Here is a 16,495-nt window from a genome sequence, read left to right on the forward strand (position 1 = left end):
AATGGCGAGGTCGACGTGTTGGATGAGGATCTGGCGAGGCTTCCCTGTCGTTCGGTCGCGTTCATTCGCGTTCCCCGACGATCACGGATGCGCTCATTCCGAACGGTTCGCCGGGCGCGACGGTCATCAGCACCGCCACGGTCCGCTCGCCCTCCTTGGCCGGCAGCGGTGCGGTCAGGGCTCCAGGCGCGGTGTCCGTCTTGGCCGCGACCTTGACGCCGTCGACATAGATCTCGGCGGGCCCCGTCAGGCGGCTGAACAGGAGCTTTCCGCCAGCCCGCCGCACTGTCGCGCGCGGCGTGAAGATCGCGCGATAGAGCGCGAACCCGCCCTCGGGAACGGCGTCCTGCAGCAATCCAGGCCTCGCCCAGGTCCAGGAATTCATGTCGTTGTCGGCCGGCTTGGTCAACGGGTCGGGACGAACGCGCGCCACCGGCGATACGCGCCAATCGGACAGGATCGAGATAGGCGGGGTCCGCGGCGCCGCCGGCAGCGTTCCGGAATGGACGGACAGCTGGGTTTGCGCCGCTCGCAGCCCCGGCGCCGACGCTTTCAGGCGCAGGACGCCGCTGGACCCGCGCTCGCTCTGCACGATCACCTGGGCCAGGCCGTTGAACAGGCTGCGCGCATTGCCCTTTTCCGGTTCATGGCAATTGGGGTCGCCGTTGCCCAGGCCGATGATCCGCCCGTTGTCGATCTCGAAGGTCACCGCCAGGTTGGCCGTGGGGACGGCCCGTCCGGCCTTGTCCAGGGCCTCGACGGTGATCGGCGCGGCGTCGCCGCCGTCGCCGGTCAGGACGGTTCGATCCGGCGTCAGGCGCAAGGCGACCGGCGGACCGGCGGTCTCGACGATCGCCTTCGACACCGGCTGGCCGCCGACATAGCCGATCGCCTCCAGGCGCCCGGGCGCATAGGGCACGGTCCAGGACGGCATGACGAAGGGATCGACCGCCTGACGCGAGACCAGCTTGCCATTAAGGCGCAGTTCCACCGCCTCGGCGTTGGTCAGCGCCATCACCTTGATCGGCTGGCCCTCCTTGCCTGGCCAGGTCCAGTGCGGAGCCAGGTCCAGCAGAGGGCGGTCCTTGATCCACTGCGCCCGGTGCAGGAAGAACGCCATCTTCGGGAAGCCGCACAGGTCCATGGCCCCGAAGAACGAGCTGGCCGAGGGCCATTCGAGCGGCGTCGGTTCGCCGCGATAGTCGAAGCCCGACCACAGAAAGGCGCCCGCCACGAACGGACGCTTGGCGATCGCCTCCCAGCCCTTGCGATGGGTGGTTCCCCAGGACGACGGCTCCTCGTCGTTCTCGGCCAGGATGTTGCGCGAGCGGTCGGTGAACCATTCGCCCCGGGTCATGAACGCGGAGGTGTCCTCCGAACTCATCATCGGCAACTGCGGATGCTCGGCGTGGAACCGGTCGTAGTTGTCGGACTGGTAGTTGAAGCCGACCACGTCGACGGCCTGCGAGACATTGATCGGGTTGAACATCCCGTCGTTCATCGCGGCGGTGACCGGGCGGCTGTCGTCCAGGCGCTTGACGGCCGCCACCATCCGCCGAACCATCTGATAGCCCGCCTCGGTGCCCTGCATGGGCTCCTCGTTGAACACCGACCACAGGAAGACGCTGGGGTGGTTGCGGTCGCGGCGGATCAGCCATTCCAGCTGCCGCATGTAGTCGGGGCTGGGATTGAAGTTGCGGTTCTCGTCGAGGATCAGGACGCCCAGCCGATCGGCCGCCTCCAGCATCTCCGGGGCCGGGGCGTTGTGGGCGCAGCGGACGGCGTTGGCGCCCATCGCCTTGACCCGGCGCAACCGGAAATCCCACAGGCTGTCGGGCACGGCCACGCCGACCCCGGCATGGTCCTGGTGCAGGCACACGCCGTGGATCTTCAAGGCGCGGTCGTTGAGGAAGAACCCCTGGGCGGCGTCGAACCGCAGCGTGCGGAAGCCGGTCGAGGTGATCGCCTCGTCGACCACTTTGCCAGCCTGCAAGACGCGGGTGCGCACGGTGTAGAGGGCCGGATCGTCGACCGACCATAGGCGCGGCGCGGCGACGTCCAGCACGAGGCGGGCCTCGGCCTGGTCCAGCGATGGGGCCTCGGCGGCCACGCGCCCCGCGCCCACCACCTTGCCCCAGGGATCGATCAGCTGGGCCTCGACCTCGACCGCCTCGGCTTTGGGGCCGATATTGCCCAGGGTGGCGACCACCGGCAGGGTCCAGCGCCCCGCTCCGTCTCGTCGCGGATCGGCGTGGACGCCGTCGTCGACGATGTGCACGGCGGCGCGCTTGGTCAGCCAGACGTGGCGATAGATGCCACCGCCCTCGTACCACCATCCCTCCATCGGATCGGCGTCGACGCGCACGGCGATGCTGTTGAGCTCGTCGCCGTAGCGGGCGAACGGGGTCAGGTCGATCTGCAGGGCGTTGTAGCCGCTCCAGTTGTGCGCCACGACACTGCCATTGAACCAGACCGTCGCATGGGTGGCGATGGCCCCGAACGCGATGGAGATGTGCTTGCCGCGATCGGCGGGATCCAACCGCAGGGCGCGGCGATACCAGGCCTTGCCGCGCGGGCGATAGCCTTGGGCGAGGTTCTCGTCCTTGTCGAACGGCCCCTCGACCACCCAGTCATGCGGCAAGTCCAGTTCGCGCCAGTCGCTATCGTCGTACTCGGGCGAGGCCGCGCCCCCGGCGTTGCCGGCCTTGGCGTTGGCATAGGACCAGCCATGGCCCCTGATTTTCGGAAACGGCACGTCGCCAAGATGGAAGCGCCAGCCCTGATCCAGCGACACCCGCTCGCCCGGCGCCTTGAGCTCAGGCCTGGGGTAGAACCGCTCGGGTCGGGCGGCGAGGTCCGCGTCCGCCCAGGCCAAGCCGGGCGCGCCGCCGGCGCCGACCAGCGCGACAGCGGAACTCGTCCATAGGAAGCGGCGGCGGTCCAAGTTCATACCGCTGATCTCATTCATTCTGCTCACCTCAATTGCCCGGCGCGCCGTTCGGCCGAAGGGCGTCGCGCATGGCGGCGGCCCGCCTCTTGCCGTGCTTGCTCATGCCGACGTTCGCGCGCGCGCCCTCCCTAGCGCGAGACAACCTGCACCGCCGCCAACGCCTGGGCGGCCATCGCCTTGTCGCCGGAGGCTGTCAGCTTGCCGGCCTTGTCGTCCCAACGCAGCTTCACGACCTTGCTGACGCCCTTCTCGTAGGCGTTGGTCACCCCGTCGTCGTCATAGAGCGTGAATTCGGCGTCGCGGCCCGGATAGACCTTCACGGCGCTGATCGCCTGCGGCGTGGCCGTATTGAGGATCGGCGCGCCCATCGGGATGATCGAGCCGGCGCGGACGAACAACGGGATGGTGTCGATCGGCGCATGGACGCCGATCGTCTGGCCGCCGGTGAACTTCTTGCCCGTCCAGTAGTCGTACCAGTCGGCGCCGGCCGGCAGGTAGACGTCGCGGCTCTCCACGCCCTGGTCGGTGATCGGCGCCACCAGGAAGGCCGGGCCGAACATGTACTGGTCGCCCAGGGTGGCCACCTTGGGATCGTTGGGGAAGTCCATGAACAGCCCGCGCATGAACGGCGCGCCGGTCTCGTAGGTCGTATGCCCCATGGAATAGAGGTAGGGCATCAGGGCGTAGCGCAGCTTCAGGTACTTGGCGACCACGCCCTCGGCCCCCTTGCCCAGGGTCCAGACCTCGGTGTCCTTGCGCATGCCATGCACCCGCAGGGTCGGGGTGAAGGTTCCGTACTGGAACCAGCGGGCGAACAGCTCGGGATAGTCGTTGTTCTGGCCGACCACGGCGCGGGCGTCGGACGGATCCAGCAGCGGCGGCTTGGTCGCCGTCGTGGTCTGCGGCAGCCACTGCCAGCCGCCGATGTCGTTGCCCCAATAGGCCAGGCCCGAGGCGGTGAAGTTCAGGCCGGTCGGCACCTGGCGCTTGAGGGCTTCCCAGGTCGGCTGGATGTCGGACGACCAGAACAGCGCGCCGTTGCGCTGGGCGCCGATATAGGCGGCCCGGGCCAGGATCAGGTTGCGCTTGTCGGGCCGGTCGCGGCGCGAGCCCTCGGCCACGCCCTGGGTGTGCACCAACGGGAACAGGTTGTGATAGCGGTCGCCCGAGCCGATCGAGAAGAAATAGCCGTCCGGAACCAGGTCTGGCTCGGTCTCGTCCAGCCAGAACCAGTCGAAGCCCTTGGAGGCGATGTTGTCGCGGATCTTGCCCCAGAACCACTCGCGGGCCTGAGGATTGGTGCTGTCGATCAGCGCCCCGGCGCGGTCGCTGCGGAACGCGAGGCCGTCCGCCGGCTTGCCGTCGGCGTCCTTCAGCAGCCAACCCTTGTCGGCCAGGAAATTGAAGTAGCGGCCTTCCTTCTCGTAGCGCGGCCAGACGCTGATGATGCTGGAGACGCCCGCGTCATGCAGGGTCTTGTTCATGGCCGACGGGTCCGGGAAGGCGACCGGATCGATGTCCATCTGGCCCATCCGGGTCCAGTGGAACCAGTCCAGCACCATGATGTCGAGCGGATAGCCGCGGTCGCGATAGCCCTTGGCGACGTCGAGGATCTGCGCCTGCGTCTCGTAGCGGGCCTTGCTCTGGATGTAGCCGAAGGCGGCCTTGGGCGGCAGCGGCGTCACGCCGGTCAGCTTGCGGTAGCCGGCGTAGATCTCGTCATAGCTGCCGCCGGTGATCACGAAGAACGACACTCGCTCGCCGACCTTCGACTGCCACAGGGTGCGGCCGTTGACGGCCGGATAGACCTTGGTGTCGGACGGATTGTCCCACAGGATTCCGTAGCCCTTGTTCGAGACCATGAACGGCACGCAGACCGTCTCGCCGTGCGGGGCGTCGTAGTCGTGCTTGCAGTCGATCTCCCGGCCGCGCAGGTCGAGTATCCCCTCTTGGTTCTGGCCCAGGCCGTAGAAGTGTTCGTCGACGGTCGTCGAGAAGCTGGCCCCGGCTCTATAGGTCCGCTCGCCGTTGACCACGTGCGGCGACATCTCCCAGCCGTTCATCGCCACCAGATCCGAACCATCCGCTTTGCGCACCTTCACCGACACCGGCGGCAAGGCCGGGGCGAAATAGCGATCCATCTGGGAAGGCGGACCCGGCCAGGGCTGGGCGACCACTTCCAGCGACAGGGCGCCGGAGGTGAAGACGTCGGCCCCGCTCTTCTGGTCATGGCGCCAGCCCTTGGCGTCGCTGGCTCCCGTGAAGCCGTAGCCGGGAGCCGCGGCGGCCAGGTCCTTGTCCTGGCTGATGGTCACCCGGACGATGTTGGGGGCGTAGGTCTCGACCGAGACGTAGGAGCCGTTGCGGTCCATTACCGCCAAGGGCTCGGCCATCGCCGCGCCGGCGGCGAGACTCAAGGCCAGGGCCGAGACCAGTCCAGCCGTCGAACGTCGCGTGCTCTTGTTCCGTTGATGCATGTCTTCCTCCCCAATACGCTCGTGAGCTCCGACCCGCAGCGTCGCCGCGCCGATCCGAGATCTTCCTTTGTCCCACATCCTCGTCGGTGGCGCGCAGGATGCCGCGCGGTCCTCGGAGTTTTCGCCGCTGACACTCGGCCGTTCGCCTCTCATGCCACGCATCAGCAGGCCGCCTGGGCCGTGGCGGGCGCGGCCGCCAGGCCTTCCAGGAACTGGGCATGGAGCGGCATGGCTTGAGCGGTTTTGCCGATCATGTCGCGCACATGCCGCACGAACCGCCGCGCCTCATAACTCGATATGCCGTACGTCCAACCCATCTCCGGCCTTGCCGACATAGTCGCGCAGGACACGCTCGGCCGCGCCGAGGTCGGTGTGATCGGAAAGACGCCCACGCCCGCCCCGAGAATACCAATCTCGGCGGACTCGGCCAACGAGATCTCGATGCCGCCGGGAGACTGCGCGCCCAGGGTTCGGGCCAGGTAAGCGGCCGCCAGCCAGCCGGCCGTTCCGCCGCCAACGATCAGTATTCGCTTACTCAAGAGCCTCCTCCGGAAAGAAAAAAGTCGCCCCTCGGCCGGGGAAAAACTGGCCGAAGGGCGAAGGGGGAGGAAAAATTAGAAAGACAGCCGAAGGCTGGCGCTCACGCGACGGTCGGCGATGAACCCGCTGCGGATGTACTTGCGGTCGTCGAGGTAGCCGCCCATCGAGGCGCCCTGCAACAACATCGCCCGTAGAACGCTCTGCCTCCGAAGCATTTTGTCCCTCCCATCGGCGCGCCTGGGTCCTGGCGCTCTGAAGGCGCCGACTGGACCATGTTGACCACCGCCAGATGGCAGCGTTGTCATTGCCCTATGGACCTATCCCATTACCGGAAATTGGCAAGTCAATTCCTCAGACAAATAGAATTCATTTTTGACGGATGCCTCAACGGCACAATGACACCGGTGGCATTCTGGCGCCGAGGCGGCACCGGTAGAATCTGACGCCATAGACGGACTATCCTATCCATCTAATTAGATTTACTAGATAATTTCCAAAATGTAGCTCTCTATATCCTGTCACCTTCGACGCCAATCGTTCACGATGGCGGCGACCTTTTCAACGAGTCCTGGTCGGACAATACGGCGCCCTATCGGCCAGAACTCCGCACTCGCTTCGGTACGTACTAGGCGACGCGTTGGACGCGACCTCGCCCCTCCATGAAGCGGCGGGGCGCCGTGCGCTATCGAATTCCACGCAGCGCCAGTCGGTCGAATTTGATCCGCAGCTTAACGGCATATCCCGCACCGCTCATGCGCAAAAGGCCGTTCCCAAGGGAGGGCAGATCGACGGCGCGACGGCGCCGGCTCCCGAGGCGAGCTCACAATTGTCACACAATTACACTCGTGCCTCCCGTGATCCGTGCTAGGCAACGACCAACGGCGCGACGCACGGCGTCGGTCAGGGGAGTGAACCCATGCGAAACCGCGCTGGTGTCGGCTTGCTGGCCGCCCTGTTGTCCGTGGGTGCGCCGGCGCTCGCCCAGACACCCGCCGCCGTTCCCGTCTCGATCACCGTCGATGCCGCCAAGCCCCTTGAGGAACTTCGGCCGATTTGGCGGTTCTTTGGAGCCGACGAGCCGAACTACGCAACCATGAAGGACGGCCGCAAACTGCTTGGTCATCTGGGCGCGCTCAAGCCCAAGGCCGTCTACTTCCGAGCGCATAACCTGCTCAACACCGGAGACGGCGCCCCCGCTCTGAAATGGGGCAGCACCAACGTCTACACCGAGGACGCCAACGGACGACCGGTCTACGACTGGACGATCCTGGACAGGCTGTTCGATACCTACCTAGCCAACGGCGTCCGGCCCTACGTCCAGATCGGCTTCATGCCGCAAGCGCTCTCGAGCCATCCCGAGCCCTACCAACACGCCTGGCGGCCGGGCTTCGACTACAACCTGATCAGCGGCGGATGGGGCTATCCGCCCAAGGACTACGACAAGTGGTCAGAATTGGCCTACCAGTGGGTGCGCCATTGCGTCGAGCGCTACGGCCGTGCCGAGGTCGAGACCTGGTACTTCGAGGTCTGGAACGAACCCAATGGCCCCGCCTATTGGAAAGGCACGCCTGAGGAATTTTACAAGCTGCACGACTACGCCATCGCCGGGGTGCGACGCGCCCTGCCGACGGCTCGCGTGGGCGGGCCCGATGTCGCCGGCAGCGGCGGCCAGTTCATGGAGGACTTCCTCACCCACGTGACTGATGGGACCAACTACGTCACCGGCCAAAAAGGCACGCCGACCGACTTCCTGGCCTTCCACGCCAAGGGCGCGCCGCGCTTCGTCGATGGCCACATCCAGATGGGGATCGCCACACAACTGGCCGGCATCGACAAGGGTTTTGCAATGATCGCGGCGCGGCCGCCCTTGAAGGCCAAGCCGATCGTGATCGGCGAATCCGACCCAGAGGGGTGCGCCGCCTGCCAAGGACCCAGTTTCAGCTATCGGAACGGCACGGTCTATTCCAGCTACACGGCCGCCAGCTTCGCTCGCAAGTATGACCTGGCGGCCCGGCGCGGCGTCACGCTGGACGGCGCCCTGACCTGGGCCTTCGAGTTTGAGGACCAGCCCTATTTCGCGGGCTTCCGCCAACTGTCCAGCAATGGCCTCGACCTGGCGGTGGTCAACGTGTTCAGAATGTTCAGCCTTATGGGGCCACAGCGGATCGAGGCCGTCAGTTCGGGGCAAATCCCGCTCGACGAAATCCTCAGCAAAGGCGTCCGCGGACGACCCGATATCGGAGCCCTGGCCAGCTTGGGATCCGATCGACTGGCGATCCTGGTCTGGAACTACCACGACGATGACGTGCCTGGCCCTGCCGCCGACATTAGCCTGGACCTCAGAAACCTGCCGCGGGCTTTCGCCGGCGCCAAGCTGACCCACTACCGGGTGGACGAGGATCACGGCAATGTCTACGGCGCATGGCGGCGGATGGGCTCGCCACCGGCCCCAACCAAGGCCCAGTACGACACCTTGGAGCAGGCCAGCGGCTTGGCCGTGCTCGACGGTCCACTGCCGGCTCGGACCAAGTCCGGGCTAACCCTGACCTTCCAACTGCCGCGACAGGGTGTATCCCTGCTGGTGCTGGAGACGACCAGGCCGCGATAGCGTGAAGACCTTGGCGGACTGGTCCAGGGAGGGTCTGCCGCCCGGAAGCGGGCGCCGATGTGGCGCCGGATGCTGTCATGGCGAAGCGCCCTCCCGTCGGCACTGCCCGGACTTCAGGAGTACGCGCGTGCGCAAGACATCGACCCTGCTCATCGCAACGGCCCTCGCGCTACTGTCCGCCGGCGCGCGGGCGGCCGAACGCCGGACCCTGCCGCTGGCCGACAGCTGGCGCTTCATCCAGGGCGACCCGCAAGGGGCCGAGACGGCCGGCTTCGACGACACGGGCTGGACTCGCGTCTCGGTTCCCCACGACTGGGCGATCACTGGGCCGTTCGACGTGGAGGCGCGGGCCGGCGGGGCTGGCGGCTTCCTGGCGACCGGCGTGGCCTGGTACCGCCGCACCCTGGACGTGCGGCCGGTCGCCGGTCGCCGCTGGTTCGTCGAACTGGACGGGGTGATGGAGCGCAGCGGCGTCTGGATTAACGGCCACCACCTGGGCCATCGACCGAACGGCTATGTCGGCCTGCGCTACGATGTCACCGACTTTCTGAACCCGGATGGCCCCAGCATGCTGGCCGTGCGCGCCGACACCTCGGCCGCCCCCTCGTCGCGCTGGTACGCCGGTTCAGGCGTCTACCGGAACGTGCGACTGATCGAAACCGGCGACCTGCATGTAGACCAGGGCGGCGTTTTCGTTACCACGCCGACGATCACGAAGGATCGCGGCACGGTCCGCATCCAGGTCGATGTCGTCAATGACGGCAAGGCCGGGTCGCGGACGGGCCTCGAGATCGTCATCACCGGCCCCGACGGTGGGATCGTGGCTCGAAAGACCGTCGCGCCCACCGAGATTGGCGTCGCACGCACCCAGACCCTGGGCGGTGAGCTCGACATCCCCTCGCCACGGCTCTGGGACACCTCGGCCCCAAACCTCTACCGGGCGACCGTCCGGGTGGTCGACGCCGATGGCGCCGTGCAGGACAATGAGGCCGTGGCCTTCGGCGTCCGCGACGCCCGCTTCGAGGCCGACACCGGCTTCTGGCTGAACGGCCGGAACGTCAAGCTGAAGGGCGTGGCCCTGCACGCCGATGGCGGGGCCCTGGGCGCGGCCGTGCCGCTGGCGGTCTGGCGCCAGCGCCTCACTGCCCTGAAGGCCCTGGGCGTCAACGCCATCCGCACCGCCCACAACCCGCCCTCGCCAGAGTTCCTCGACCTGGCCGACCAGATGGGCTTCCTGGTCATGGACGAGCTGTTCGATCAGTGGAACGTCGCCAAGACGCCGGGCGACTACCACCTGTTCTTCAGCGACTGGCACAGGCGCGACGCCCGCGACATGCTGCGCCGCGACCGCAACCACCCCAGCGTCGTCCTGTGGAGCGCCGGCAACGAGATCCACGACACCGCCTATCCGGTCCAGGCCAAGGCGGCGCTGAGAAGCCTGCTCGAGGTGATGCACGCCACCGACCCGACCCGACCGGTGACCATGGGTCTGTTCCGCCCCAATGTGACCGGTGACTACGACAACGGTCTGGCCGACATGCTCGACGTGGTCGGCCAGAACTATCGCGAGGCCGAACTGACCGCCGCCCACGAGGCCAGGCCCAGCCGCAAGATCGTCGGGACCGAGAACAGCAAGACGCGCGGCTCGTGGATCGCCGTGCGCGACTACGCCCCCTATGCTGGCATGTTCCTGTGGACCGGGGTCGACTATCTGGGCGAGGCCGACCGCAGCGGCTGGCCCAATATCGACAATCCCGCCGGCCTGCTCGACCGCGCCGGGGCGCTGAAGGTCGCGGGCATGCAGCGGGCCGGCTGGTGGGCCGAAAGTCCGGTCATCCACGTCGTACGCAACGCCGCCCCCGCCGCCCCGCCCCCCTCGAACGACGGGGCGGGACCGGCCCCTACCCTGCCGACCATGGTCGCGGTGGCCACGCCGCCGCCGAAGACCGAGATTCTCGACGACTGGACCCCGGCCGACCTGACGCCGCATCCAGAGACCATCGAGGTCTACAGCAACTGTTCCAGCGTCGAGGTTTCGCTCAACGGCCGCGCCCTGGGGGCCAAGTCCCTGCCCGCCAACGGCGCGCCGCGCCAGTGGAACGTGACCTTCGCGCCCGGCGAGGTCATGGCCCGCTGCGCCGATGGCGGCCCCAGCGACCGGCTGCGCACCGCCGGCCCCGCCGCCCGCATCGAACTGGTCGCCGACGTGACGAGCGTGGGGTCGACCTTCGACGACCTGGCCTTCGTCCGCGCTCAGGTGACCGATGCCAAGGGGGTGGTCGTGCCGTCGTCCGAAGCCCCGATCACCTTCACGGTCAGCGGCCGGGGCCGCTTCGTCGCCGCCGACAACGGCGCCCCGACCGACCATACGATCTTCGCCTCGCCGACCCGCCAGGCCTATCGCGGCAAGGCCACCGCCTTCGTGCGCGGATCAGGCGCGAGTGGCGGCGTCACCGTCCAGGCCAGCGCGCCCGGCCTGAAACCCGCCGCCCTGACCATCCCAACCGGCTCGCCACGGCCCTGAACGGAGTTCCCATGTTTGACGATTTCGACGGCCGGGGCGTGTTGGTCACCGGCGCCAGCACCGGCATCGGCGCCGCTACGGCCCTGGCCTTCGCCCGCAAGGGCGCGCGGGTGGCGGTCCACTACAATTCCAGCGCCGCCGCCGCCCAGGCCGTGGTCGACGAGATCACGGCGGCCGGCGGCTTCGCGGCGGCGATCCAGGCCGATCTGGGCGATCCAGCCCAGGCCGCACCGATGGTCGAGGCCGCCGCCCAGGCGCTCGGCCGGCTGGATGTACTGGTCAACAACGCCGGTTCCCTGACCGGCAGGACCCAGTTCATGGACTGGACCGAAGACACCTTCGACGCGGTGATGAACCTCAATGTCCGCTCACTGATCGCCGCCTCCCAGGCGGTCGTGCCGCATCTCGAAGCCCAGGGCGGCGGGGCGATCGTCAACCTCGGCTCGATCGCCGCCAACGACGGCGGCGGACCGGGCTCGGGCCACTACGCCTCGGCCAAGGCCTATGTGCATAACCTGACGCGCCACATGGCCCGCGACCTCGCCAAGCGGAACATCCGGGTCAACGCCGTCGCCCCCGGTGTGATCGCCACGCCCTTCCACGTCCAGACACCGGCCGACCGGATGGAGGCGATGAAGAACGCCGTGCATCTGGGCCGGATCGGCGAGCCCCGAGACGTGGTCGGCCCGATCCTGTTCCTCGCCTCGCCCAGCCTCAGCGGCTACGTCACCGGCCAGATCCTGCACGTCAATGGCGGGCAGCTGATGCCCTGAGTTTCATTTTACGGGATAACATCTCGAAATGTGAAATTCGTTGCGTCCACGCGGGCCGCCCGATATTCGTAGGGTCAACAAGCGTGACGCGCCGAGAGGATCGCGCAGGGAGGCCACGCAGTGATGTTGCATAGACGCGCCGTCCTGGCCGCCCTCGCCTCCGCCTCCGGACTTGGCGTGGCGGCAAGAGCAGCGGAACCGGCCAGACTCATGCAGGCCTGGGCTTTCGATTTCGGCGACAACCAACTCGCCCCGGGCCACCTCCGGGTCGCGCGCGACGCCGCCTACGATCCCGCGGTCGGCTATGGCTTCGAACCCTCGCCGACACCGGGGCCTTTCCTGTTCTCGATCGCCGCGGCGGAAGGCGACTACCGGGTGATCCTGGAACTTGGCGGCAAGGCGGCGTCGGATACCACGGTCAAGGCCGAGTCCCGGCGGCTGATGGCCGAGCGCATCGTCACCCGCCCCGGGAAGACGGCGACGGTGGAGTTCGTGGTCAATGTCCGCACCCCGATTCTGACCGCCCCGCCGCCCAACGCGCCGGGCGGGGCGCGCGTGCCGCTCAATCCACGCGAGATCGATTCCTACGACTGGGATGGCAAGCTGACCCTGGAGTTCTGCGGCCCCGCCCCAGCCCTGCGCCGACTGCGGATCGAGCCCGTCACCGTGCCCACGATGTTCCTCGCCGGTGACTCGACCGTCACCGACCAGCGCTTCGAGCCGGCCGCCAGCTGGGGCCAGATGCTGCCCCGGTTTTTCAAGCCCGAGATCTCGGTCGCCAACCATGCCGAGTCCGGTGAATCTCTAAAATCCTTCCTGGTCGAGCGGCGACTGGACAAGATCCTCAGTCGCATCAAGCCCGGCGACTGGCTGCTGATCCAGTTCGGCCACAACGACCAGAAGATCCAGTGGCCCCAGACCTATGTCGAGGCCACCACCACCTATCGCGACTATCTGAAGGTCTATATCGGCGAGGCCCGGCGGCGTGGCGCGACGCCGGTGCTGGTGACCTCGATGCACCGCAGAAAGTTCGACGCGGCCGGCAGGATCGTCAACACGCTGAGCGACTACCCCGAGGCCGTCCGCGCCGTCGCCCACGAGACCGGAGCTCCTCTGATCGATCTGTTGACCATGAGCGCGGCTTTCTACGAGGCCCTAGGTCCCGACCAGGCCTGGAAGGCCTTCAACAACGGCGGCGAGGACGCCACTCACCACGACAACTACGGCGCCTATCAATTGGCCCAATGCGTTGTCGCGGGGATCCGGTCGGCGGTCCCTGAGCTGGCCCTCCACCTGATCGACGGCCTGCCGCCGTTCGACCCCGCCCGCCCGCCCCTGCCCGACAGCTTCATCATGGCCGCCAGCGCCGCCCACAGCACGGAGGCTCCCCGTGGCAACTGACCGTCGATCCTTGCTGGGTCTGGGCGCCCTGGCCATGGCGGCGCCCAGCCTGGTCCGCGCCCAGGCGCCAGTCGAGGTCGTCGATCTGTGGCCCGGCCCCGCCCCGGGCGGCGAGCGCGTCACCGTCGAGGAGAAAGTGATCCTGCGCACGCCGGGCGGTGATCCCAACGACACCGCCTTCGTCAATGTCCGCAAGCCGTGGCTGATGATGCGGCGACCGGCCAAGCCCAACGGCGCGGCGATCCTGATGATTCCCGGCGGCGGTTATGTGCGGGTGGCGGTAAGCAAAGCCGGCGGGTCGATCGACGCCTGGATCGCCGACCAAGGGATCACCGCCTTCGTCATGGACTATCGTCTGCCGGCCGACGGCTGGGCCGCCGGGCCGGACGTCGCCCTGCAGGACGCTCAGCGCGCCATCCGCCTGATCCGCGCTCGCGCCCCGGAACTGGGCCTGGATCCGGCCCGCGTGGCCGTGGCCGGCTTCTCGGCCGGCGGCCACGTGGCCGCGCGCCTGGCGACCCGTTTCGCGAACGACGCCTATGCGCCGATCGACGCGGCCGATCGTCTGCCGACCCGGCCGCTGGCGGCGGGCCTGTTCTATCCGGTCGTCACCATGACAGCCCCACACGCCTACGGCCCGTCGCTGAGAGCCCTGGCGGGCAAGACCCCCACCGACGCCCAGCGCCTGGCGGTGTCGGCCGAACTGAATATTCCCGCCGACACCCCGCCGACCTTCATCGCGACCGCGGCCGACGACAGGGTGGTGCCGATGGAGAACAGCCTGCTGATGTTCCAGGCCCTGCGCGCCCAGAAGATCGCCAGCGAGTTGCACGTCTTCGAAGCTGGCGGTCACGGCTTTGGCCTAAAGGGGCCTGGCGGCGCGCCGATGCCCTGGCCGGACCTGCTAACCGCCTTCCTCAGGCGGCACGGACTCTACGCATGAAACAAGCGGCGCTGGACGTTCGCGCCTTCGGGGCGCGGGGCGACGGCGTGGCGCTCGACACCGACGCCATCAACGCCGCCATCGTAGTGGTCCACGCAGCGGGCGGCGGCGAGGTGCGCCTGCCCGCCGGCCGCTACCTGTCGTTCTCGATCCGCCTGCTCAGCGGCGTGACCCTGCGGCTGGAAGAAGGCTGCGTGCTGGAGGCCGCCGATCCCGTCCGCCACGCCGGCGCCTATGATCCCGCCGAACCCAACCCCTTCGACCTCTACCAGGACTTCGGCCACAGCCACTGGCGCAACAGCCTGATCTGGGCCGACGATGTCGAGGACGCGGCCATTCTCGGACCGGGCCTGATCGACGGTCTGGGATTGACCCGGGAAGGCCCCGGCTCACGCTGGACACGGCAGGTGGGAGAGTTTCCGCTCAGCATGGCCAATCTCCAACCCGAGGAACTGGCGATCCTATCGCCGAACCTGGAGGCCATGATCGGCCAGGGCAACAAGGCCATCGCGTTGAAGAATGCTCGCCGGATCACGCTGGACGGCTTCACCGTCTTTCGCGGCGGTCATTTCGCGGTGCTGGCCACCGGTTGCGACGACCTGACGATCACCGGCCTCTCGATCGACACCAACCGCGACGGGATCGACATCGACGCCTGCCGCGACGTGCGCGTCACCGGCTGCCGGGTCAACACGCCCAATGACGACGCCATCGTCCTGAAAAGCTCCCTGGCCCTGGGTGCGGCCCGGGCCACCGAGCGGGTGGAGATCACCGGCTGCCAGGTCAGCGGCTACGACCTGGGCACGATGCTGGACGGAACCCTCGGTCGCACCCAGCAACTCGCACCCGACCAGGACCGCGTCACCGGCCGCATCAAGCTGGGCACCGAGTCGAACGGCGGCTTCCGCCACATCACCATCAGCGACTGCGTCTTCAACCGCTCGCGCGGCCTGGCCCTGGAAACCGTCGATGGCGGGGTGATCGAGGACATCTCGATCAACAACGTCGTCATGCGCGAGGTGACCACCGCGCCGCTGTTCCTGCGCCTGGGCAATCGACGGCGCGGACCGGATGGCACGGGGCGCGGGGCGATCCGCCGGATCGAGGTGCGCAACCTCACCGCCTGGGACATCCATCCCGACTACGCCGCGACGATCGCCGGCCTGGCGGATGACCCGATCGAGGACGTCACGCTGACCGATGTCTGCCTGGTCTATGCCGGCGGCGGCGATCGCGCCTGGGCCGCGCACCGGCCCGCCGAATTGGCGGAAGCTTATCCAGAGCCCAGCATGTTCGGCCCGACCCCAGCCTACGGCCTGTGGGTTCGCCACGTCCACGGCCTGCGCCTGGAAAATATCCGCATCGAGACGCTCAAGCCCGACCACCGGCCGCCGATCCTGCTGCAATCGACGCGGAGGGCGCAGTTGAACCGGCTGGAACTGGCCTGGGTCGAGGGCACGGAGCCGATCGTCGCCGAGAAGGTCACGGCCCTGGTCGCCGCCCCGCCCCGGCGGGTCGGCCTGGCCATGGCTCACGGAGGATCGCGATGAGGCGCCGCGCGATCCTGGCCGGCCTGGCGACCCTGGCCGCGACCCCGGCTCTCGCCGCGGCGGGCGCGCCCGATCGGCGCGGCCGGCGGCTGCACGCTGACGACTTCCGGCGCGGCCTGGACCGATGGGCGATCGAGGCCGAAAAGCCAGCCCGCATCGACGCCCGCGGCGGCGTGCTCGACATCGACGCGCCCGCCGGCCTGACCCTGTGGTTCCGCCCCGAACTGACCGGGCCAGTGTCGATCGAATACCAGGCCCAGGCGGTGTCGTCGGGCGACGTCAATGACCGGGTCAGCGACCTCAACGCCTTCTGGATGGCGCGCGAGGTTTCAGGCGAAAGCCCCTTGGCCAACCCGCGCTCGGGGGCCTTCGCCGACTACGACACGCTGGAGACCTACTATGTGGGACAAGGCGGCAACGGCAACACCACGACCCGCTTCCGCCGTTATGTCGGTCGACCGGGCGACCGCCCCCTCCTGCCCCAGCACGACCACGCGGCGGCTGACGAGATGCTGACTCCCAACCGCTGGACGACGGTGCGGCTGGTGGCGGACGGCGGGTTGATCCAGTACTGGAGCGACGGCCGCAAGCTGTTCGAGCTGAACGATCCGGCCCCCTATGCGCGAGGCTGGTTTGGCCTACGCACGACGCAGAGCCATCTGCGGATCCGGCGGTTTGGGGTGTCTGACCAAGCATAACCCTTCTCTTCTCCCCTTGCGGGAGATGGGA

Annotated in this window: 11 protein-coding genes; 7 read left to right on the top strand and 4 right to left on the bottom strand. The window is 68.0% G+C overall.

Translation table 11 applies throughout. From position 1 onward, the window contains the following. Window positions 1–61: 61 nt before the first annotated feature. The 4 genes from galA to ASD79_RS24085 form a co-directional block, all read right to left on the bottom strand. Window positions 62–2,950 (bottom strand): beta-galactosidase GalA, encoded by a 2,889-nt coding sequence (galA, locus tag ASD79_RS18825; protein ID WP_082585038.1) that lies wholly within the window; start codon window positions 2,948–2,950, stop codon window positions 62–64. 128 nt (window positions 2,951–3,078) lie between these two features. Then, complete coding sequence (locus ASD79_RS18830; protein WP_056724470.1) at window positions 3,079–5,427, bottom strand: glycoside hydrolase family 31 protein; 2,349 nt, start codon at window positions 5,425–5,427, stop codon at window positions 3,079–3,081. Between the two features lie 161 nt (window positions 5,428–5,588). After that, entirely contained in the window at window positions 5,589–5,966 is a 378-nt protein-coding gene (locus ASD79_RS25555) for a tryptophan 7-halogenase (RefSeq protein ID WP_056724472.1), read from the bottom strand. 75 nt (window positions 5,967–6,041) lie between these two features. After that, window positions 6,042–6,182, bottom strand: a complete 141-nt coding sequence (locus ASD79_RS24085; protein WP_156400582.1) for a hypothetical protein — start codon at window positions 6,180–6,182, stop codon at window positions 6,042–6,044. Between the two features lie 701 nt (window positions 6,183–6,883). On the opposite strand from ASD79_RS24085, the gene ASD79_RS18840 reads away from it, so the two are divergent. From ASD79_RS18840 to ASD79_RS18870, 7 genes are all read left to right on the top strand, one after another. Then, window positions 6,884–8,575, top strand: coding sequence for a beta-xylosidase (locus ASD79_RS18840; protein ID WP_056724475.1), 1,692 nt, complete (start codon window positions 6,884–6,886; stop codon window positions 8,573–8,575). A 127-nt stretch (window positions 8,576–8,702) separates the two neighbouring features. Continuing rightward, window positions 8,703–11,099: a glycoside hydrolase family 2 TIM barrel-domain containing protein gene (locus tag ASD79_RS18845; protein WP_056724477.1), complete on the top strand. Its 2,397-nt coding sequence runs from the start codon at window positions 8,703–8,705 to the stop codon at window positions 11,097–11,099. A gap of 11 nt (window positions 11,100–11,110) precedes the next feature. Beyond that, window positions 11,111–11,872: an SDR family NAD(P)-dependent oxidoreductase gene (locus tag ASD79_RS18850; protein WP_056724480.1), complete on the top strand. Its 762-nt coding sequence runs from the start codon at window positions 11,111–11,113 to the stop codon at window positions 11,870–11,872. 210 nt (window positions 11,873–12,082) lie between these two features. Next, window positions 12,083–13,273, top strand: coding sequence for a rhamnogalacturonan acetylesterase (locus ASD79_RS18855; protein WP_235524520.1), 1,191 nt, complete (start codon window positions 12,083–12,085; stop codon window positions 13,271–13,273). After that, entirely contained in the window at window positions 13,263–14,216 is a 954-nt protein-coding gene (locus ASD79_RS18860) for an alpha/beta hydrolase (protein ID WP_368664872.1), read from the top strand. The genes ASD79_RS18855 and ASD79_RS18860 overlap by 11 nt, the downstream gene beginning before the upstream one ends. Then, a complete protein-coding gene (locus tag ASD79_RS18865) occupies window positions 14,213–15,766 on the top strand; it encodes a glycoside hydrolase family 28 protein (protein WP_082585022.1) in 1,554 nt (517 codons plus the stop codon). Before ASD79_RS18860 ends, ASD79_RS18865 begins: the two co-directional genes overlap by 4 nt. Beyond that, a complete protein-coding gene (locus ASD79_RS18870; RefSeq protein ID WP_056724484.1) occupies window positions 15,763–16,464 on the top strand; it encodes a DUF6250 domain-containing protein in 702 nt (233 codons plus the stop codon). The genes ASD79_RS18865 and ASD79_RS18870 overlap by 4 nt, the downstream gene beginning before the upstream one ends. Window positions 16,465–16,495: the final 31 nt, after the last annotated feature.

The sequence above is a fragment of the Caulobacter sp. Root655 genome (assembly GCF_001427665.1).
Lineage (GTDB): Bacteria > Pseudomonadota > Alphaproteobacteria > Caulobacterales > Caulobacteraceae > Caulobacter.

Coding starts and splice junctions, on each gene's coding strand:
- galA (WP_082585038.1), bottom strand. CDS start 2,950: ATGAACTTGGACCGCCGCCGCTTCCTATGGACGAGTTCCGCTGTCGCG.
- ASD79_RS24085 (WP_156400582.1), bottom strand. CDS start 6,182: ATGCTTCGGAGGCAGAGCGTTCTACGGGCGATGTTGTTGCAGGGCGCC.
- ASD79_RS18840 (WP_056724475.1), top strand. CDS start 6,884: ATGCGAAACCGCGCTGGTGTCGGCTTGCTGGCCGCCCTGTTGTCCGTG.
- ASD79_RS18850 (WP_056724480.1), top strand. CDS start 11,111: ATGTTTGACGATTTCGACGGCCGGGGCGTGTTGGTCACCGGCGCCAGC.
- ASD79_RS18855 (WP_235524520.1), top strand. CDS start 12,083: ATGCAGGCCTGGGCTTTCGATTTCGGCGACAACCAACTCGCCCCGGGC.
- ASD79_RS18865 (WP_082585022.1), top strand. CDS start 14,213: ATGAAACAAGCGGCGCTGGACGTTCGCGCCTTCGGGGCGCGGGGCGAC.
- ASD79_RS18870 (WP_056724484.1), top strand. CDS start 15,763: ATGAGGCGCCGCGCGATCCTGGCCGGCCTGGCGACCCTGGCCGCGACC.
- ASD79_RS18830 (WP_056724470.1), bottom strand. CDS start 5,427: ATGCATCAACGGAACAAGAGCACGCGACGTTCGACGGCTGGACTGGTC.